This window comes from Flavobacterium cyanobacteriorum (assembly GCF_002251835.1).
Taxonomy (GTDB): domain Bacteria; phylum Bacteroidota; class Bacteroidia; order Flavobacteriales; family Flavobacteriaceae; genus Flavobacterium; species Flavobacterium cyanobacteriorum.
Genome location: NZ_NOXV01000276.1, coordinates 1 through 20,070 on the forward strand (window position 1 = coordinate 1; position 20,070 = coordinate 20,070).

At 41.8% G+C, this 20,070-nt stretch carries 20 protein-coding genes and 1 pseudogene; 10 read left to right on the forward strand and 11 right to left on the reverse strand.

From position 1 onward, the window contains the following. Positions 1 to 294: 294 nt before the first annotated feature. Positions 295 to 579, forward strand: a complete 285-nt coding sequence (locus tag CHU92_RS10255) for a hypothetical protein (protein ID WP_094415249.1) — start codon at positions 295 to 297, stop codon at positions 577 to 579. A gap of 83 nt (positions 580 to 662) precedes the next feature. Here CHU92_RS10255 and CHU92_RS10260 read toward each other — a convergent pair whose 3' ends face one another. The 3 genes from CHU92_RS10260 to CHU92_RS10270 form a co-directional block, all read right to left on the reverse strand. Further along, positions 663 to 2,555, reverse strand: a complete 1,893-nt coding sequence (locus tag CHU92_RS10260) for a M1 family metallopeptidase (protein ID WP_394335747.1) — start codon at positions 2,553 to 2,555, stop codon at positions 663 to 665. 72 nt (positions 2,556 to 2,627) lie between these two features. Continuing rightward, positions 2,628 to 4,238 carry a S8 family peptidase gene (locus CHU92_RS10265; RefSeq protein WP_207759833.1) on the reverse strand — a complete coding sequence of 537 codons (1,611 nt, stop codon included), beginning with the start codon at positions 4,236 to 4,238 and terminating at the stop codon, positions 2,628 to 2,630. 71 nt (positions 4,239 to 4,309) lie between these two features. Next, positions 4,310 to 5,170, reverse strand: coding sequence for an MBL fold metallo-hydrolase (locus tag CHU92_RS10270; RefSeq protein ID WP_094415255.1), 861 nt, complete (start codon positions 5,168 to 5,170; stop codon positions 4,310 to 4,312). A 409-nt stretch (positions 5,171 to 5,579) separates the two neighbouring features. Here CHU92_RS10270 and CHU92_RS10280 point away from each other — a divergent pair, with 409 nt between their 5' ends. Next, complete coding sequence (locus CHU92_RS10280; protein WP_094415259.1) at positions 5,580 to 6,797, forward strand: site-specific integrase; 1,218 nt, start codon at positions 5,580 to 5,582, stop codon at positions 6,795 to 6,797. Positions 6,798 to 6,819: 22 nt separating this feature from the next. After that, complete coding sequence (locus tag CHU92_RS10285) at positions 6,820 to 8,451, forward strand: hypothetical protein (RefSeq protein WP_094415261.1); 1,632 nt, start codon at positions 6,820 to 6,822, stop codon at positions 8,449 to 8,451. A gap of 72 nt (positions 8,452 to 8,523) precedes the next feature. On the opposite strand, the gene CHU92_RS10290 is transcribed toward CHU92_RS10285, so the two are convergent. Then, on the reverse strand, positions 8,524 to 8,985 hold the full coding sequence (locus CHU92_RS10290; RefSeq protein ID WP_094415263.1) for a MarR family winged helix-turn-helix transcriptional regulator: 462 nt from the start codon (positions 8,983 to 8,985) through the stop codon (positions 8,524 to 8,526). Positions 8,986 to 9,118: 133 nt separating this feature from the next. Here CHU92_RS10290 and CHU92_RS10295 point away from each other — a divergent pair, with 133 nt between their 5' ends. From CHU92_RS10295 to CHU92_RS10305, 3 genes are read left to right on the forward strand one after another with little or no spacing between them, the layout of a single operon-like run. After that, positions 9,119 to 9,652 carry a redoxin domain-containing protein gene (locus CHU92_RS10295; protein ID WP_094415289.1) on the forward strand — a complete coding sequence of 178 codons (534 nt, stop codon included), beginning with the start codon at positions 9,119 to 9,121 and terminating at the stop codon, positions 9,650 to 9,652. A gap of 5 nt (positions 9,653 to 9,657) precedes the next feature. Next, positions 9,658 to 10,272, forward strand: coding sequence for a thioredoxin family protein (locus CHU92_RS10300; protein ID WP_094415265.1), 615 nt, complete (start codon positions 9,658 to 9,660; stop codon positions 10,270 to 10,272). Between the two features lie 23 nt (positions 10,273 to 10,295). Next, complete coding sequence (locus CHU92_RS10305) at positions 10,296 to 10,607, forward strand: rhodanese-like domain-containing protein (RefSeq protein WP_094415267.1); 312 nt, start codon at positions 10,296 to 10,298, stop codon at positions 10,605 to 10,607. A 745-nt stretch (positions 10,608 to 11,352) separates the two neighbouring features. Here the strand turns inward: CHU92_RS10305 and CHU92_RS10310 are convergent. Continuing rightward, positions 11,353 to 12,981 (reverse strand): acyl-CoA carboxylase subunit beta, encoded by a 1,629-nt coding sequence (locus CHU92_RS10310; protein ID WP_094415269.1) that lies wholly within the window; start codon positions 12,979 to 12,981, stop codon positions 11,353 to 11,355. 176 nt (positions 12,982 to 13,157) lie between these two features. Here CHU92_RS10310 and CHU92_RS10315 point away from each other — a divergent pair, with 176 nt between their 5' ends. The 3 genes from CHU92_RS10315 (at position 13,158) to CHU92_RS10325 (ending at position 15,445) form a co-directional block, all read left to right on the forward strand. Continuing rightward, positions 13,158 to 13,802 (forward strand): DUF47 domain-containing protein, encoded by a 645-nt coding sequence (locus CHU92_RS10315; RefSeq protein ID WP_094415271.1) that lies wholly within the window; start codon positions 13,158 to 13,160, stop codon positions 13,800 to 13,802. Positions 13,803 to 13,826: 24 nt separating this feature from the next. Further along, positions 13,827 to 14,888, forward strand: a complete 1,062-nt coding sequence (locus CHU92_RS10320) for an inorganic phosphate transporter (RefSeq protein WP_094415273.1) — start codon at positions 13,827 to 13,829, stop codon at positions 14,886 to 14,888. 155 nt (positions 14,889 to 15,043) lie between these two features. Further along, positions 15,044 to 15,445, forward strand: coding sequence for a TerB family tellurite resistance protein (locus CHU92_RS10325; RefSeq protein ID WP_094415275.1), 402 nt, complete (start codon positions 15,044 to 15,046; stop codon positions 15,443 to 15,445). Here the strand turns inward: CHU92_RS10325 and CHU92_RS10330 are convergent. The 6 genes and pseudogenes from CHU92_RS10330 to uvrB form a co-directional block, all read right to left on the reverse strand. Next, the gene (locus CHU92_RS10330; RefSeq protein ID WP_094415277.1) at positions 15,442 to 16,188 is read right to left on the reverse strand and encodes an alpha/beta hydrolase; all 747 of its coding nucleotides are present in this window, start codon (positions 16,186 to 16,188) and stop codon (positions 15,442 to 15,444) included. The genes CHU92_RS10325 and CHU92_RS10330 overlap by 4 nt on opposite strands. Positions 16,189 to 16,328: 140 nt before the next feature. Next, positions 16,329 to 16,733 (reverse strand): nuclear transport factor 2 family protein, encoded by a 405-nt coding sequence (locus CHU92_RS10335; protein WP_207759834.1) that lies wholly within the window; start codon positions 16,731 to 16,733, stop codon positions 16,329 to 16,331. Between the two features lie 7 nt (positions 16,734 to 16,740). Then, a pseudogene (locus CHU92_RS16250) lies at positions 16,741 to 16,821 on the reverse strand (UvrB/UvrC motif-containing protein); the annotation flags it as partial. A 17-nt stretch (positions 16,822 to 16,838) separates the two neighbouring features. Beyond that, entirely contained in the window at positions 16,839 to 17,180 is a 342-nt protein-coding gene (locus CHU92_RS10345; RefSeq protein WP_094415281.1) for a HepT-like ribonuclease domain-containing protein, read from the reverse strand. Further along, a complete protein-coding gene (locus tag CHU92_RS10350; RefSeq protein ID WP_094415283.1) occupies positions 17,173 to 17,469 on the reverse strand; it encodes a nucleotidyltransferase family protein in 297 nt (98 codons plus the stop codon). The genes CHU92_RS10345 and CHU92_RS10350 overlap by 8 nt, the downstream gene beginning before the upstream one ends. Positions 17,470 to 17,508: 39 nt before the next feature. Beyond that, complete coding sequence (gene uvrB, locus CHU92_RS10355) at positions 17,509 to 19,497, reverse strand: excinuclease ABC subunit UvrB (protein WP_094415285.1); 1,989 nt, start codon at positions 19,495 to 19,497, stop codon at positions 17,509 to 17,511. A gap of 132 nt (positions 19,498 to 19,629) precedes the next feature. On the opposite strand from uvrB, the gene CHU92_RS10360 reads away from it, so the two are divergent. After that, a complete protein-coding gene (locus CHU92_RS10360; protein ID WP_094415287.1) occupies positions 19,630 to 20,040 on the forward strand; it encodes a hypothetical protein in 411 nt (136 codons plus the stop codon). Positions 20,041 to 20,070: the final 30 nt, after the last annotated feature.

Here is a 20,070-nt window from a genome sequence, read left to right on the forward strand (position 1 = left end):
CGTCAACCCTTTTTTATTTAACAAATAAGTTTAAACCACTTCATATATAAAAAGTGAAAATGAAGGGATAATTATTTCTTGGAATATCTACAAGAAGTTCCACAGATTTCCACATTATACACATAAATAATTGCTTATCCCTAACTCAACAAAAACCCACAAATAGAAATACAAGATCCTGTGAAACAGTGTTTTAAATACCATCATGGATTAAAAAGGGCATAAATTGGGAGGCAGGCATTAAACTTGCCTTAAATATCAGTATAAGACATAATAATTTTAAATATTACACTAATGAAAAACTTATTTTTAAGCGCTTTAATGCTAACCGGGGTGGTAGCATTGGCACAGGAACAACCTGCGACACAAACGCAGAGCCAGACAACTACAACTACTACTACACAACAGCCTGTACAGGAAAGCCAGGTAAAACCAGCTGACCGCACACCGGCAAACCAATCGCAGCCTTCTACAACTACACCTCAGCCTTCTTCTACAACAACCCAAAAGTCCGAAGCTACCCTGAAAGAAGAAAGAACTACTGAGAAGAAAGCAGAACCGGCTAAAAGAGCTAATTAACTTTTTAGCGCCAATTATATATAGCAGGGTTTTGTTCTATTTATCCCTGCAAAAACCTCCGGTTTGTGCCGGAGGTTTTTTTATTACTGCTTTTCTTTTGTCCCTGCTATGTAAGCATTATTTTCTTTGTTCACATCGGCCATGAGTTCCGTAGGGTCAATAACCACTACACTTATAGCAGATTTGGGTTTATTAATGGTAAATTCATAGTTAGGATTGCCCCAGTCCCATGCTGCAAGAACAGTGCGGTTTAATTTCGGGAAAGGATTATCTTTGCTGTAGTGCATCATGCTCAGCGGAATATAAAAACTTTCCTGGGTGCCGTCAGTATAGGCTACAATAATATCAATAGGCATAGGCATCCTGCCAATCCTGTTTAGGGTTATTTTTGTTGTGTTGCCTTCTTCCTTAACAGTAAGGCTGTAATCAATTGTATTGGTGGTTTGGGTCCAATCAGTAAGGTACCAGTCCAGGTGGGCGCCGGTAATCTTTTCGGCAGTACGCTTAATATCATTGGGCGTCGGGTGCGTAAACTTATAGTCGGCATAGTAGCGTTTAATAGTTTCTGCCAGTTTATCCTGCCCTATAAGATAACCCAGCTGTGAGAGGAATATCTCGCCTTTGCTATAGGAAGCAATACTGTAAAACATGTTTTGGTCAAACCTGTCGGCGTGGGTGCTCAGCGGCTGTTCCTTACCTGTTGACACCATATAGCGGTAATTGGCATAAGCATCCATAAAGGGATTTGGCTCTTCCTCTTTTTTATTTTTTGGCATAATGGCCTCAATGGCAAGCGCCTCGGCATAAGAAGTAAATCCTTCGTCCATCCATCCGTGTTTGGATTCGTTTGTGGCCAGGATGTGCTGGAACCACGAGTGGGCAAATTCATGCGCAGTTACCTGTACCAAGCCTTCAAACTTGCGGCCGGTTATCAGGGTACACATGGCATATTCCATTCCGCCATCCCCGCCTTGTATTACTGAGTACTGCCTGTAAGGATAGGGGCCAATGGCGGCATTGTAAAACTCGAGCATTTCTGCCGTTTTTGGCTGTAATTTTTTCCACCCGTCACTATTTTCGGGTTTATTTTTATAAAGAAAATGCAGCTCAACACCATTGGCCCCGGGTATCTTATCATGAATAAAGTCATCGTCGGCAGCCCATGCAAAGTCATGTACCATAGGCGCAACAAAATGCCAGGTAAGGGTTTTGGCCTTTTTGGGATAGGTAACAGTTACGCCCGCATCTTCATAGCCTTTGCCAATTTCATTTTTGTTTTGCAGATATCCTGTACCGCCAATAGTATAATCTTTGTCGATAGTTATTTTAACATCAAAATTGCCCCATACGCCGTGAAACTCGCGCGCCACATAGTTGTTGGCATGCCAGCCTTCAAAATCATATTCAGCCATTTTAGGATACCATTGTGTCATTGACAGCGCTACGCCTTCGGCATTGTTGCGCCCGCTGCGGCGTATCTGCACCGGCACCTGCCCTTCAAAATCAAGTGTGAGTGTGGTTGATTTTCCCGGTAAAAGCGGCGCGGGAAGGTCGACTTCCAGGATAGTTCCCGATACTTTATTGCCTGCGGGTTTGCCGTCCTGCCTGAGGTTTTTTATGTTCAGAAACCCAATTTCATTTGGTTTCAGGGTACTTATGCGGCTTTCATAGGTAGTTTTTTTTCCGGTTTTAAAACTCTTTACCATCCTTTTGTCGGGATCCGAAATACTCCTGAGCCTCATGTCCATTTCGCTGCCCGGCTGGAATGCGTTGTTATACAGGTGGTAAAAAACACGTTTCAGTGTATCAGGTGAATTGTTGGTGTAGACCAGTTGCTGCGTACCGGTGTAGCGGTAGGTTTTTACATCCATGGTTACATCCATTTTGTAATCAACATGCTGCTGCCAGTATCCCGGGTTAGGGTTCTTTTGCGCAGCCACACTTATACAGGTGAAGGCTGCCAGTAGGATTGTCATTGTTTTCATGCTATAAAAATAAAAAAATGGAAGGATTTGAGGTCCTTCCATATATGCGTTTTTGCCGGTTAATTATTTTTTGCGCGACATTTGCTCTGCCATAAGCAGGGCATTATAGGCATTTACTATTTTTCCGGTCCTGGAAAGTTCATCAAAGGGCTTCAGGTTATCTTCATCGCCGCCTACGGCAACTTTAAGGTTCACGGGCACGCCTGATTCCATAATAATCTGTTTTACCTGCGATGCTTTTAGATTTGGATAATAAGCGCGTATGAGGGCTGCAACGCCCGCAGCATTAGGCGATGCCATTGATGTGCCCTGCAGGAACTCATACTTGCCATTGGGCGTGGTAGCATAAATGCGTACCCCCGGGCTGAAGACGTCAACATCGGTTTTGCCATAATTTGAAAAGTCTGCGATAAAGTTTTGGTTTAAGTCATAATTTATCGCGCCAACAGAAAGGAACGTGTCTGAGATTTCAGGGCCTCCGCTTTTATTGTCGTTAGGGTAGCGTTCCACGCCGCCCGGCTGGTTGAGGTCAATGCCCTCATTACCGGCAGCACACACTATAAGCACATCTTTTTCTGCGGCATACTTTATCGCATCATAGACCCAGTCACTATGGGTTGAGAAATATTTGCCAAAGCTTCCGTTAATCACTTTGGCGCCATTGTCCACAGCATAGCGTATGGCCAGGGCAACATCTTTATCATATTCATCGCCATCCGGTACGGCACGTACGGCCATAATCTGCACATTGTTGCTGGCTACGCCGTCGCCACCCAGGTTGTTGCTGCGCACCTGCGCTATAATCCCGGCCACGTGCGTACCGTGCCTGGCACCTTCTTTAACAGGGCCAATAACATTGTTATTTCCGTAGCCGCGGCTGTTAAAGTCGTCCGGATTGTCCCCTACTATTTTCCTCCCGTCAAATTTCAGGTTCAGGTTATAGTTAAGCTGGCTGTCAAAATGGTCTTTAGCATCCTTTATTTCTTGATCAAACTCTTCTTTCGGGATGTTGCTGAGCATCTGGATGAAACTTTGCTTAAGCTGGTTTTGGTTTGGATCGGTAACATTTAGGTTTTTTAAATCCTCAACCGTATAATTTTCTTTGCCTGTCTTTTCCCGGAAGGTTTTATCAATATTAGCGATGAAATCTATCTTTTGTTTTTCAGACATGGCCTCCCGGTATTCTTTGTCATATTCTGCCTTGGCTTTTTTATAGATTTCGGAGCCATCATCCCCTTTTTTCAGAATGCGTACAAATTCCATATTTTCATGCTCGGCATCACCGAGGAAGTTCCATCCGTGAATGTCGTCTATATAGCCATTATTATCATCATCAATGCCATTGCCGGCCACTTCTTTGGTATTTGTCCATATAACGCCCTGTAGGTCGGGGTGTTCGATGTCGATTCCCGAATCAACTACACCAACTACAATTTTGCCGGCTTTTTTGCCTTTTAAAAGTTCGTATGCCCTGTCCACGCTCATACCGGGTATGGTATCCCTGACAAGGTCGAGGTGGCTCCAGCGCTTTTCCTGATTATCCGTTAGTGGCGCTTTTTTAGCGGTTATAGCGGCAGGCGCCGTGACAGGCGCTGAAGTAAGAGGTTTTGTTGAGCTGCAGCCTGCAAGGGCTAGTGCAAGGGCAGCATAGAGGTAGGCATTTCTTAATTTCATTATTTTTCGTCTTTATTCACAAAATTGGTCTAAAGTATTTGATTTTGTTACAACCGGTGTAAATATTAACATTACGTTAGGATGTCATTACAGGATAGAATATCTTTTACGCGTATGCCTTTTTCGGTGCGTTCCACCGTTATAATTTCATTGTGCGCGTCGTGTTCCAGCCATAGGTAATAGTTATTGTCGGCAGCAGCATTCATAAACTTTTCTTTTTCGGCAAGTGTGAGCAGCGGACGGGTGTCATACCCCATAACATACGGCAGCGGCACATGCCCTGCTGTTGGCAGCAGGTCGGCTGTAAAAACTATGGTGCTGCCATTGTAGTTTATGTGTGGTATCATCTGTTTTTCGGTGTGGCCGTCTGCAAAAAATATCCCGAAACCCAGTTCACTCTCCTGGAGGAAGTCTCCTTCAGGGCGTTCAATAAATTTCAGCTGGCCGCTTTCCTGCATCGGGAATAAATTTTCAGGCAGGAATGATGCCTTTTCCCTTGCATTGGGTTGGGTGGCCCATTCCCAGTGGTTTTTATTGGTCCAGTAATGTGCGTTTTTAAAAGCCGGTTCATAGCCGGTCCTGTCTTTGTTCCACTGTACGCTTCCGCCGCAATGGTCAAAATGCAGGTGTGTCATAAAAACATCCGTAATATCATCCCGGTGAAACCCATACTTCGCCAGTGACTTATCCGTATTGTGGCTGCCCCAAAGCGAATAATAGCCGAAGAACTTCTCACTCTGCTTGTTGCCCATGCCGGTATCAATCAGTATCAGGCGGTTGCCGTCCTCAATCAGGAGGCACCGGGCGGCAAGGTCTATAAGGTTGTTTTGGTCGGCAGGGTTCGTCTTGTTCCACAGCGTTTTGGGCACTACGCCAAACATGGCGCCGCCATCGAGCTTAAAATTTCCGGTTTCGATAGGATATATTTTCATGAGCTATTTCGGATTCTCCGATAAAAGTAGGGATATTTGTTCAGGATGTTGCCACCATGGCCCGAAAAAGATTGTCAGGGCCAGTCCCGAAGGGATTTCCGCACAACGGAAGCGGCAACACGCGGGTGGCAATTTCGGGACACAAAAGTGTCAGCCAAGCACGATCTTTGATTGAAGCATAAAACTTGATTTATCCACTGAACCGCCACTTTTGGGTAGGTGCTGTTGTCAATTATCATCCCCCTTTTTCTTCGCTTTGCTTCAAAACCCTTGTAAAATAAGCATTTAAGCCACTTTATAATTTCATTTAGGTGCAACAAAATGTACCAAAAAGCTTGATTTGTTGTACCCAATGTTGTACCTTTGTACTCAGTTGCACCGCATTGCACAACCCTGTAAATAGTTAGATATGGCATCAATCAAATTAATACTTCGTAATGATAAAGTAGGTAAAACAGGCGAAGCCCCTTTATACCTCCGACTTATCAAAGACCGCAAAACAAAATTCATTTCTTTAGGTGTTCGCCTTCAGCCAAATGAATGGGACGAAGATAAACAAAGAGTTAAAAAGAATCATTCAAACTCTGCACGAATTAATGCACTATTGGCTCAAAAGGTAGCAGAAGCCGAAGGACAGGTTGCTGACCTGGAAAGGAAGAAATCACAGCCATCAGCCAAGAAATTAAAAGAAGCCATCAAAGGCAAGGCAGCAACAAACTTTTTTGAATACAGCTATGCAAGATGCGAGAAGCAGAAAACAACACTATCCCCTGCAACATATCGCAACTATGTAAAGTACCTTAATAAGTTTGAAACCTATATGGGTACAAAAGAAGTTTACTTTGAAGACATCAATGTAACCACGCTAAAAGATTATGCGAACCACTGCTCGAAGAACCTAAACAATAATAACACGACCATTCACTATTCTTTGACCATCCTTTCCATAATGTTCAAGGAAGCACAGCGAGAAGATATTATCCCGGTTACTTTATACCCCTTTGATAAGTTCAGAGTAAAGAAAGAAAAAGGTAAACGCAACTACCTGAGCAAAGAACAGCTTGAAGCCCTCATAGCTTTAGAAGTACCGCAAACAGGCAAAGCACAAGTTTGTAAAGATATGTTCTTATTTTCTGTTTACGGTGGTGGTTTGCGTTTCGGTGATATGGTGGAACTGCAATGGAAAAACTTCAACGCAGCAGACAACAGAATTACAAAAGTCATCAGAAAAACAGGAAGGCAGCACAGTTTCAAGCTCGGCAGTTTAGCCATTGAAATTTTGAACAAGTACAAAACAGACAGCAATCAGCCGGAAGATTTCATCTTCCCGCTTTTGGAATACAGCGACCAATATTTCAAGGACAATTTTTTCAGAACAAGAGAAACCGAAAGGCACAACGCACTTTGTAATTTCCACCTTAACAATTTTGGCAAAACACTTGAACTGCCCTTTTCGCTATCCTTCCACCTCAGCCGTCACACATTCGCCACCAGAGCATTAAACAACGGTATGAGAATTGAGCACGTTTCAAAATTGATGGACCATTCAGGAATTGGCATTACACAGGTGTACGCTAAAATCATCAATGAAGAATTAGACAAGGCAGTAGATGAATACATAGGATAAAAACATTATTTTTTCGCATTATATGGCAATACTTTCAGACAATCAGATCAATGCCCACATCGACAAGCTGCTCAACTTCGTTGATAGCTTGCCTATGGGCGACAATGGCAAAGCATACATCAGAGCCAAAATCATAGTTGATTTTTTAGACACTTGGCAGTTTGATGATGAAGCCAATGGCTTCACCTTTGAAGAATACATCGCTAACCCTTCAAATCCACGCTTTACAGACGTTCAAACTACCTATGGCATAAGAAACACCACCCAAATAGAAAGGTGGACAGAAGGCTTTAAAACAGCCCTAAAAAAGTCAAGGGGAATGGCATTGGAAAAGCAGTTGAAAGAGTTAGACAAATTACACCCAGCCCTCAAAGCTGCAAGGCTTTCAAAAAGCCTGGCAGCCATTACCCGAGCAGAACTATTTGAGAAGCACGGCATCCAATCTATTAAAGACCCGGAATGGAACAACCAACTCAAAGAAATTTTAGGTGCTGAAATCACCTTTTCAAAAGAGCAAGCCGACCTACTTACAAAAGCCCCCGACCCCATACAAGAGCAAAAAAATGATGAAGAAATTTTCATCGTAGAAGAATTGGAAAACCGTTTGGCAATAGAAGCAGTGGACTACAAGCGAAAGATTGACAACCTATGGGAAACACACAAATTTGACCCCACTTATTTTGATAGCTTCATTTCTGGTACTTTGCTCAATGAGTTTTCAAAATCTATTTATGAACGCATACGGCCATTAAACAATCAGGAAATAAACAGATACCTAAGTTTATCCCTGCAACAATTCAAAACCCATACACCACCCAAAAGGCATAAAGCCTTTTTGCTCAACTATCACAATACCTACTGGTACCCGAATGTAATGGAGTACAAGGAAAATGAATATGATTCAAAATATGCCACCCACGTATGGAAGCACTACACCAATCACTTTCATTTATTCAAAGAAGCAATTCAAAAAGTCTATGATGATTTTAAAGCAGGTCTTACCGGAACAAGTGAAACATCAAAACCAACAATCGCAGAAGATAATTTACGCATTTTCCTGAAAGATTTAGAATATAACTACCCTTTAGAAAATGCTCCTATTAGTGCCTATCATCAATGGAAATACAACTTATCATATTTGAAGAAAGAAGTATTGAGCAACCTTATTCACTTAGAACAAACAGCACGAAAGCCGTATATAAGCAGTGTTCGTTTTCAGTTGGAAGAATTGCTCACCCATTCGCAAATAACAAAAGACGAGTTAGAAACACTTTATCTGAAGTACGAAACCACAGAAGAACAATTGCTTCGCAATCGTTCCTATACAAACGCTTTGCACATTGCCATAAATGATGAACCGCCAAATTTCAAAGATACATTTGAAGAAGGCTACAACCCCGATACCGAAAACATCCAGTTTACTTTTTACAATTACCACTATGGCGAAATAATCAGAGAAGCAATCAAGTTTCTGAACGAACAAGCCTTTGAATATGGTTTTGGCACTAAAGAAGAAACACCACAGCCACCAATCAAGAAGCCGTCTCAATACTTAAATTTTGAGACGGTTTTTTATTTGATTAAACTTTCATCAAAAGTTTACTATTTTAAAATGAGTTTAAAATTGCCTTTAAGCTGTAATTTTTTTTCTTAAGTTGTGTGCTAAAGCCATTAATCCGAACTCTAATTCTGTTTTTTCGATTCCTTTTAAAGAAAANTTTTTATATTATCTGTTTATATTCCTGTATTTTTCAAGGAGGGTATTCAGTTGCAGCAGTTCACCTTCTGTGAGGTTGCCTGAGAACTTTCTTTCGTGCTCTTCTACTCCAGGGTCAAGCTGCTTCAATATTTCAAGTCCTTTATCTGTGATCCTTATTTCCATCTTCCGCCTGTTATCGCTGCATATTTCGCGGGTTACAAAACCTTTTAAGAGTAGTTTGTCAACCAGCCTTGTGGTATTGCTTGTCCGGGCAATCATCCGTTCCTGAATATCACACATGTTTATAGGATTACCTTTCTGGCCTCTAAGTATCCGTAGTACATTGAATTGTTCTGAAGACAGATCATAAGGCTTTATAATTTCATTAAACGTATCACCCAGAATATTGGAAGTCAAAATAATATTAAGCACTACTTTTTTTTCCAGCGTGTATTCCGTTTTTGATTTAATAGCTTCTTCAAGTCGCATAATTGCACGTGTAATATTTGTATGTACAAATGTATAATATAAAAATGTTGTAGATACAAATATTTATGTTAAATTTTTGTTAACATATAAATTTCGCTGTTTTTTAAGTAATTTTAAGGTTTAAATAATGATAATGAAGTTACATAATATAGCTACTAGTATAATAATAGCTTTTATTCTTTTATCATGCTCTCAAAGACCTGAAGCAGTCTTGCCAAAACCTCTTAAAGTTTATCATAAGGAAGGAGTATCTGTTAAGGCTTATAATTTTGAGCAATTTGAGTATTTCCTTACCCGAAAGAATGATACTACTTATGTAGTAAATTTTTGGGCTACCTGGTGTATACCCTGTGTAGAGGAACTTCCGTATTTTGAGCGCCTTTCGCAAGCACATAAGGATGACAAAGTAAAAGTGTTGCTGGTAAGCCTTGATATGCCAAAAATGGTAGAAACTAAACTTTTACCTTTTATAAAAGAAAAAAATATGAAGAATGAGGTAGTGCTGCTGCGCGACCCGGATGCTAATACCTGGATAAGCCGGGTTGACAAAACTTGGAGCGGCGCCATACCTGCCACAATAATATATAATAGTGACAAAAGGAAATTTTACGAAAAGTCTTTTACGTATGAAGAACTTACTAAAGAAATAAACAAATTTAAACCATAATCATCATGAAAAAAGCACTCAGATTTTTAGGATTATTTATGGCAGCAGGTGTTGTGGCTGCCTTCACTGTTACCAATACAGCGGCAGGTTACAAGCCAGGTGATGTTGCCGCAGATTTTAGCCTGAAGAATGTAGACGGTAAAATGGTATCCCTTAAAGATATGAAAGACGCTAAGGGCTATATTGTAATATTTACCTGCAACCATTGCCCTTATGCACAGGCTTATGAAGACAGGATAATTGACCTTGATAAAAAATATAAAAAACAGGGATATCCGGTTGTGGCTATCAATCCAAATAATCCCGAAAAGCAAAAAGATGACAGCTATCCTAAAATGCAGGAGAGGGCTAAAGAGAAAAAGTTTACCTTTCCTTACCTTTTAGATGAAGGGCAAAAGGTTTACCCGCAGTATGGCGCAACAAAAACCCCGCATGTATATGTGCTGGAGAAAACTCCTAAGGGTAATGTTGTACGCTATATTGGCGCAATAGATGACAATTATGAGGATAAAAAGGCGGTGAAGAAAAAATATGTTGAGGCTGCAGTTGACGCATTGCTCAGGAACAGGGAGGTAGCTGTAAAAGAAACCAAAGCCATTGGATGTTCTATAAAAGCCTGATATATTTGAAGAAAAATTAATATATGGATTTACATCAGGAAGAATGGTGGGACAAGGCACAGCAGGATACTAATGCTGTAATACTTGATGTGCGCACCGAAGATGAATTTAGCCGGGGGATTATCCCCGGAGCTTTGAATATTGATATTTATAAAGGCCAGGGCTTTATTGATGCTGTTGATGCGCTTGATAAATCAAAAAGTTATTATGTGTATTGCGCAGCAGGGGTACGCAGCGGGCAGGCCTGTGCCATAATGGGCAGGCTGGGTTTTGAAAAAACTCACAACCTTGCAGGTGGTTTTTCCCAATGGAAGGGCCCGGTAGCAATGCCATGATTAACATTAAAATTGGAAAATAAGCCGTCTCACAGTTGAGGCGGTTTTTATGTGTAATTATCATTCAGTATTAAATACTCCACAAAAAATTGCTGGTTATTGCCTCCCTCGCACTGTCGGGGTGGACAGTCAGGGCTCAGTTCCCCGCACCGTCGGGCATATTTATAAGCAATAGAAATTTTAATGATTAATTTAATACTGGCCATTTATATAGCTTTATATTGGAAAAAAATTAAAATAGTCAGGTCTTTTTGTACAAATGGTTTATCTCAAATTACGCAATAGCGAAAAAAGCATATTTTAGGCCTGAAAGTCCAACTGCTTAGCGGTAAAAAAAGTGATGTAATTCGCTATTTTGGCAAGTTCACCCAAAAGACCAATACAGAGGTTGGCCCGTTATTTTTTTAGCTGGTTCTTTAAGAATTTGAATATTACGGCCAAGTTTACCCACTCATACAGCACTTTAATAGACCGGCAGGATTTATGGTAGGGATAGATAAGGGAATCCAGGTTTGTGATAAATATAAAACTTGCAAAAACTCACGCATTTTCCATTGGCGCCTATTTTGAAAAAACGGGAAACACCCTGAAATTAAAAATAGCACTCACAAAAAAACGTAGAAAATGGTTTGTAAGGCTTTAGGATTATCCAATAGATACATCTCCAGAAATTTCAACTGCGTAATTGGGGTTAAAAAAAAGCCCGGGCATCTATCCGGGCTTTGTAATTTATTCAATTCTGTATTTATACCTGTATCACCCCCAGGTTAAACTTTTTTTCAATAGGGGCATGGTTAGCAGCCTCAATACCCATGGATATCCACTTGCGGGTGTCAAGCGGGTCTATAATGGCATCGGTCCACAGGCGGGATGCCGCATAGTATGGCGACACCTGGGCATCATACCGCGCCTTTATCTTATTAAATAATTCTTCTTCTTTTTCAGGCGTGATTTCCTCGCCTTTGGCTTTTAGTGATGAAGCTTCTATCTGCAGCAGCACTTTAGCGGCCTGTGTGCCTCCCATAACAGCCAGTTCAGCGCTTGGCCATGCAAAAATAAGCCTTGGGTCATAGGCTTTTCCACACATGGCGTAATTGCCGGCGCCGTAAGAGTTACCCACGACAACCGTAAATTTTGGCACTACCGAATTACTTACGGCATTTACCATTTTGGCGCCGTCTTTTATAATGCCGCCATGCTCCGACTTTGAACCCACCATAAAGCCCGTAACATCCTGCAGGAACACCAGCGGTATCTTTTTTTGGTTGCAGTTCGCTATAAAGCGTGTAGCCTTATCGGCACTGTCAGAATATATAACACCGCCAAACTGCATTTCCCCTTTTTTAGATTTGACCACCTTGCGCTGGTTGGCCACAATACCTACCGCCCAGCCGTCAATACGCGCATAGCCAGTAATGATTGTTTGCCCGTAACCGGCTTTATATTCTTCAAATTCGCTGTTGTCAACCAGGCGGCTGATGATTTCAATCATATCATACTGCTCGCTGCGTGTTTTTGGCAGGATTCCGTAAATATCTGTTTCCGGCTGCGCAGGTTTTTGCGGTGTAACACGGCTGAACCCTGCCTTATCATAATCGCCCAGCTTGTCAACAATATTCTTAATGGTATCAAGCGCGTCTTTATCATCCTTGGCCTTATAATCCGTCACTCCCGATATTTCACAATGGGTAGTGGCCCCTCCCAGTGTCTCATTATCAATAGTTTCGCCTATGGCGGCTTTTACCAGGTAGCTTCCTGCAAGGAATATACTCCCCGTTTTATCTACAATCAGTGCTTCATCGCTCATAATGGGAAGATAGGCACCGCCTGCCACGCAACTGCCCATAACGGCTGCAATCTGCGTAATGCCCATGCTGCTCATGATGGCATTGTTGCGGAATATACGCCCGAAGTGTTCCTTATCAGGAAAGATCTCATCCTGCATGGGCAGGTAAACACCTGCGCTGTCAACAAGGTATATAATAGGCAACCTGTTTTCTATGGCTATTTCCTGTGCCCGCAAGTTTTTTTTACCTGTTATAGGAAACCATGCACCGGCCTTAACAGTTGCATCATTGGCTACTACTATACACTGCCTGCCGCGCACGTAGCCTATTTTTACCACCACGCCGCCAGAGGGGCAGCCGCCGTGTTCGGCATACATGCCATCACCGGCAAAGGCACCTATTTCAATGCTTTTGCTACCGCTGTCCAGAAGGTACTCAATACGTTCGCGGGCAGTCATTTTACCTTCGGCATGCAGCTTTTCTATTCTTTTTTCGCCACCACCAAGTTTCACCTTAGCAAGGCGGCGTTTCATTTCGGACAGTAAAAGTTTATTATGGTCTTCGTTTTTGTTGAAGTTAATATCCATGGCTTGTTTTATTGTATATTTTTGCAGTTAAATAATTCAGGATGCAAAAATACGAAATCGATTGATATATGCAGGTTGTAAGGGTTTGCTTTAAATTAATAACCCGTTGTTTATAATTGCTTAACAATTTCTTAACATTGTAAAGATACCTTTGCGGCGTCTTTAAAATCGTCAAAATGACACTAAACAGCATCTTCCAGTTCCTTGTGCCTAAGGACAAAAAGTTTTTCCCTTTGTTTGAGGAAGCAACCCAGCATCTTGTAAACCTTGCCGAAACACTTCACGAAGGGGTAAATGCCCCAAAATCAGAGCGTGAAGAGTATTTCAGGAAGGTAGAAGAATTAGAAACCATCATCGAGGATTTGGCACACAAAACAAACCTGGAGCTCAGCAGGAACTTCATCACTCCATTTGACAGGGAAGATATCCATGCCCTTATTTCCGCAATAGATTATGTGGCTGACTATATGTATGGTAGCGCAAGCAGGATGCGGCTTTACCAGGTGGATAAAATCACTAAGTCAATAAGGAAAATGACAGAAATAAACCTTGAGGCCTGCCAACTGATACAGGCAGCTGTTGCTGACCTGAAGGACATGAAAAACCTCAAGGGTATTGGTGAAGCCTGCAAAAGGATATATAAACTTGAAAACAAATCAGATAATGTTTTTGACAAGGCTGTAGCCGATATTTTTGAGAATGAAACCGATGCGAAAAACATTATAAAATACAAAGAAGTACTTTCAGCGCTTGAAACTGCCACCGATAAATGTAAAGGAGTAGCGAATGTACTGGAGTCGATTTCAGTAAAGCATTCATAATATTCAACACCCCGTACAACCGCTATGTTTACACTTCTGATAGTTATTATCGTTTTAGCGCTTATTTTTGATTATATAAACGGCTTCCACGATGCGGCCAACTCCATAGCCACAATCGTTGCCACGAAGGTACTTACGCCTTTCCAGGCGGTATTGTGGGCAGCATTTTTTAATTTTGCGGCTTATTTTATCTCAAGGTACTGGATTGGCGAATTTAAAATCGGTAATACTATCGCTAAAACTGTAAATGTTGACTTCATCACCCTTGAAGTTATACTGGCCGGGCTTATTGCCGCAATTACCTGGAACCTGCTTACCTGGAAACTGGGTATACCCTCTTCATCATCCCATACGCTAATTGGCGGATTCATGGGTGCTGCGCTTGCACATGCCTTTACTATTGACGGCGCTGACCTGAACACGGTGGTAAATTATGCCAAAGTAATACCGATTGTACTTTTTATATTTTGCGCGCCGCTAATCGGCATGATAGTAGCCTATTTCCTGACAATTTTAATCCTAAATATTTGCAGGAAGGCAAACCCTGCAAGGGCAGACAGATGGTTTAAAAGGCTTCAGCTGGTTTCATCAGCTTTGTTCAGCCTTGGCCATGGCGCTAACGATGCCCAGAAAGTTATGGGCATTATAGGCGCGGCCGTGATTTATTACCATACCAATATTGAGGTTGACCCAAATTATCTAAAAGCCGAAGACCCGTTCAAATATTTTGTGTCGCACTGGGAGTGGGTACCAATAACCAGCTTCCTTATGATTGGCCTTGGCACCATGAGCGGTGGCTGGAAAATTGTAAAAACCATGGGTTCTAAAATTACAAAAGTTACCTCGCTGGAGGGTGTGGCTGCCGAAACTGCAGGCGCTATAACGCTTTATACTTCAGAGCATTTCGGTATACCTGTATCTACTACGCATACTATAACAGGTTCAATAATTGGTGTAGGCATCACCAAAAGGGTTTCGGCAGTGCGCTGGGGCGTAACCATAAGCCTGCTTTGGGCGTGGATACTTACCATACCGGTTTCGGCCATTATTGCCGGGCTTGTGTACTACCTGGTAACGCTTTTCTAAGAATCTGATTAGATTCGCCGGGATTTTTTCCCCATATTATATAATCCTGGTACATCATACTGCGGATAAGTTTCTTATAGTTACAGGTGTATAATTTTTGGCTTTTATTTTAACCGGAGAATAGGTATATTTATATAGTTAAAAATTAGCAAATTATGAGTACTTACGAAGAAAAGCTAAGCCTGTTATCTGAAATGATAGCATTTGCAAAGATTGACGGGCAGATTCACGAGCGGGAGTACCAGTTTCTTTCTATAGTTGCTGCACAACTCAAAGTGGAGCCCGATGCGTTTAAGAGCCTGTTTAGTGATACCCCTGAAAAAGTTGTCGTGAAATCAGAACACCAGCGCATATTACAGTTTTACAGGCTGGCATTGCTGATGCATGCGGACGGGATTTTGCACGATAATGAACAGGTGGCCATACGCGAAATGGGCCTTAACATGGGCCTTAGCCCTTTTGCCATGAAAAGCGTGCTGCTTGAAATGCAAAAATCGCCCACAGGGCTCATAGACCCGGATATACTACTGGCCCTTTTCAGGGCACAGCATAATTAATCCATGAGCCATATATATGCGTTTTTAAATTCTTTTCGCCAAAGCTTCTCGTTGTGGTGCCCGCCATGTACAATTCTTTTGTAAACCTGAGATCTATCGGTAACACGTTCAAGTACCAGTTGTTCCATTTCTTCAAGATCAGGTACCATATTGCGGCTTTCATGGTCGCCTGCCATAAAATAAATGCGGCCTTCAATTTTGTTTATGGACCTGATCAGGGTAAATATTTCTTCACTGAACCAAAATGATGGCGAAAACACCCCCGCACTGCCGAACACACCGGGAAACTTCAGCAAGGCATAAAAGGAAATAAGCCCGCCTACCGATGCTCCAAAGATGGTTGTATTGTCTTTACCGGTTAAAACGCGGTAATTGCCTTCAATGTGTGGCATTAAGGTATTAATGATAAATTCAAGGTAATCATCAGCATGGCCACCTCCGTATTTCTCGTTAGGGTAGGGCGTCATCTCATCAATACGGTGCGTGCTGCCACCGTGCTCAATGCCCACAATAATAGCTTCAGAATGCAGGTCGTTCAGCTTTTCCTCCACGTGCCAGTCGCGCTTGGGCGACTCCGCATGATCAAAAACCCGCTGCCCGTCGTGCATATATACAACAGGATATAATTTGCCTGAACTACTATAGTTATACGGCAGGTACACCCAAATGTGTTTTTCCCGGCTAAGCTGTGGGGAGTTGATGGTAAATTCTTGTACGGTGCCTTTTTCGGTAGTTTGATTCATATGGTTAATATACAAAAGGCTGAAATTATATTAATTAAATTAACCTGTTTCTAATCTTTAGGCTTGTAATAGATAAGTAGATGTTTGAATATATAAGCAAATAGAAAAGATAAAACTATGAATACATAGAAATGCTACATTTACTTAGATTCTCTTATCAGCCCCATAGCCTCACCAATTAAAAAAGTGTCAGTGTACTGGTTAAATTCAATTATTTTACCGTTGAGTATTTTATATTCACAGGCAAAGTCAGCCTTCATTGTTTTGCCGGTGTTCTTGTAGGTGCCTTCGTAGTAGCCTATAACAAATACGCCGTCTCCACTGTCTATATAGCGTGTTATAGTAGCGGCCCACACTGTCCAGTTATCCCTGAAGCGGTTAAATACATTTTCAAAAACAGCATCCGGCCCAACATGTTGTCCGCCGCCCGGAAAGCCTTTCATCTGGTTCCAGCGTATGTTAGGGTCAAATATCTCTCTTATTGCATTATTGTCCTTAGATGCAAAAAGCTCGTACATCTTCTTTATGGTCTCTATATTTGTCATTGTATATCTATACCTTCTCCTGCAATACCTTAATCTCATCCCTCAGCTTGGCAGCCTGTAAAAAGTCAAGTTCCTTGGCGGCTTTTTCATGCCTTAATATTTATTCTATTCCAGCTCTAAAATAGCTGTCATCTGCGCATGCAGTTCCGGTATCTTATTTTTAATTACATCCCACACAATAGCATAATCGATTCCTATATAATCATGAATTAGCTTGTCTCTCATACCTGCCATATTCTTCCAGTTAACATTGCTCCACTTAAGCCTAAAATCGTCAGGTAGTTTTTTTGTGGCTTCGCCTATAATTTCCAGGCTTCGCACAACTGCACGTTTCAAGGTTTCATCATCCAGAAAATCATAATAAGTTAAAGACTCCGTTGAAACTGACAAGATATACCTGCATTCATCGTGTATATGCCTGATAAATTGAAGAGAATCTTTATGCATATACAACTTCCTTTAAAATTTTAGGCCCAATATATGGGCTGAGGCTATTTTTTGTAACCACTTCAACTTTTTCATTTTCAAAAATCGAGTCAATAATATCATGAAAAGCCATTAAGTTATCAAAAGTAGCTTTTCCGGGTTCAAAATCTATTAAAATATCTATATCGCTTTGTATCGACTGCTCGTTCCGTGCATATGATCCAAAAAGGCCAACCCGCTTAATCCCAAACTTCGAGAATTCAGGTTTGTACATTCTAAGCAAATTAATAATAGTATCCTTTGTAGTCATGATTAAGCTTTGTTCAAATATACAATTTTGTTTTTCCTGTTAAACCTTCTCCTGCAACACCTTAATCTCATCCCTCAGCTTAGCAGCCTGTAAAAAGTCAAGCTCCTTGGCAGCTTTTTCCATGGCCTTGCGCTTTTCCCGTATAATCTTTTCAATATCTACTTTGCTCATATAGGCGGTATCAGGTTCTGCCGCAATCTTCGGAGTGTTGTCATAATGAAAAGAGGTAATGGGACTTTTGGCAAGCGCGCTGTCAATCTTTTTGTTCAGTGCGGTTGGCACAATACCATTGGCCTGATTAAAGTTATGCTGCTTTTCGCGGCGGTAGTTGGTTTCGTCAATAGTACGCTGCATGCTGTCGGTAATCTTATCGGCATACATTATAGCCTTGCCGTTAACATTACGTGCCGCACGCCCCACTGTTTGTATCAGCGAGCGGTTACTGCGCAAAAAGCCTTCTTTATCGGCATCCAGGATAGCGACAAGCGATACCTCGGGCAGGTCGAGCCCCTCCCTGAGCAGGTTTACACCAATTAGCACGTCGAACAAACCCTTGCGGAGGTCCTGCATTATTTCTACGCGCTCCAGCGTATCTACCTCACTGTGGATGTAGCGGCAGCGGATTGACACCTTGGTAAGGTATTTGGCCAGCTCTTCGGCCATGCGCTTGGTAAGGGTAGTAACCAGTACACGCTCGTCAAGCTCCACGCGCTGCTGTATTTCCTCAATAAGATCATCAATCTGGTTCAGGCTGGGCCGTACTTCAATAACAGGGTCAAGCAGGCCGGTAGGGCGTATTACCTGTTCTACATAAACACCACCGCTCTTCTCAAGCTCATAGTCGGCAGGTGTGGCACTTACATACACTACCTGGTTTTGCAGCGCCTCAAACTCCTCAAATTTCAGCGGCCGGTTATCCATAGCCGCAGGCAGGCGGAAGCCATACTCTACAAGATTCTCTTTACGGGAGCGGTCGCCGCCATACATGGCATGCACCTGGCTTACGGTGACGTGGCTTTCATCTATTACCATTAGGTAATCTTTAGGAAAATAATCCAGCAGGCAGAACGGGCGCGTACCCGGCAGCCTTCGGTCCAGGTAGCGCGAGTAGTTCTCAATACCGCTGCAATAGCCCAGCTCGCGGATCATCTCCAAGTCGAAATTGGTGCGTTCTTCCAGGCGTTTAGCCTCGAGGTGCTTGCCTATCTCTTTAAAATAGTCCACCTGCTTTACCAGGTCCTGCTGAATTTCCCAAATGGCGCCATTGAGCACATCAGGACTGGTAACAAACATGTTGGCAGGGTAAATATTCAGCCTGTCATATTTTTCCAGGACTTTTGAGGTTGATTTATCAAAAGCCTCAATATCTTCAATCTCATCACCAAAAAAGTGGATACGGAAAGGCTCATCACCATAACTCGGAAAAACCTCCACGGTATCCCCCTTAATGCGGAAGGTGCCGGGTGTAAAGTCACCCTCAGTACGGGCATAAAGGCTTTGTACCAGTTTGTGCAGCAGTTTGGTACGGCTTATTACCTGGTCCTTGTGCAGCGATACCACATTTTTCTGGAACTCTACAGGGTTGCCGATACCATAAAGGCACGACACCGATGCCACCACCAGTACATCGCGCCGGCCCGAGAGCAGGGCAGAGGTGGTGCTGAGGCGCATTTTCTCCAGCTCCTCGTTAATAGATAAGTCTTTTTCTATGTAAGTACCCGTAACAGGTATATAGGCTTCAGGCTGGTAGTAGTCGTAGTACGACACAAAGTATTGCACGGCATTCTCCGGGAAAAACTGCTTAAACTCGCTGTACAGCTGGGCCGCAAGCGTTTTGTTATGTGCCAGTACAAGCGTGGGCTTCTGTACTTTTTCAATTACGTTTGCCATAGTAAAGGTTTTACCCGATCCGGTAACCCCAAGCAACGTCTGGTATTTCTCTCCCGCATTAATTCCCTCGCTCAATTGCCTTATTGCCTCAGGCTGGTCGCCCATAGGTTTGTAATCTGATACTACCTTAAATTTCATGTTTCAAGCTTTTTTACAAAGATAGTGATTAGAGAAACCAATAAATATATATTTAGTATTAACAATATAAGCACATTTTTTTTAATATTGCTAATACGTTGATTGTAAGTTGCAATTTTAATTAGATGATATATGTTAGAAGCGATTGGAGGCATGACAGTTTTTGGTATTATAGTAATAATTGTATTAAAGTATCATACAGTTAGAGAAGACAAAAAGTTTTACAGAGAAAATTATTCTAAATACTCCCCGCAATGTCAGTACTTGCTTTATGAGTATAACCAAGCAAAAAAAAATAAGAAACCATTTATAACATCTAAGCAATTAATAAAGGAAATGGATAGAATTCTTTCTTCTCATAGTGAACGAAAGATTATTGATGAAGCAATACGAAACGAAAAAATTCGTAAGCATATTTTAGAAATGAAAATGAAAGAATATAGAAAAATTGGATATAAATATGAAGAGGATATATTTAGTATATTTAACAATAAAAATAATATTTCAACAGAGTATTTATTGTCCGAAATTGAAGTGGTTTAAACTTATTTGTTAAATAAAAAAGGGTTGACG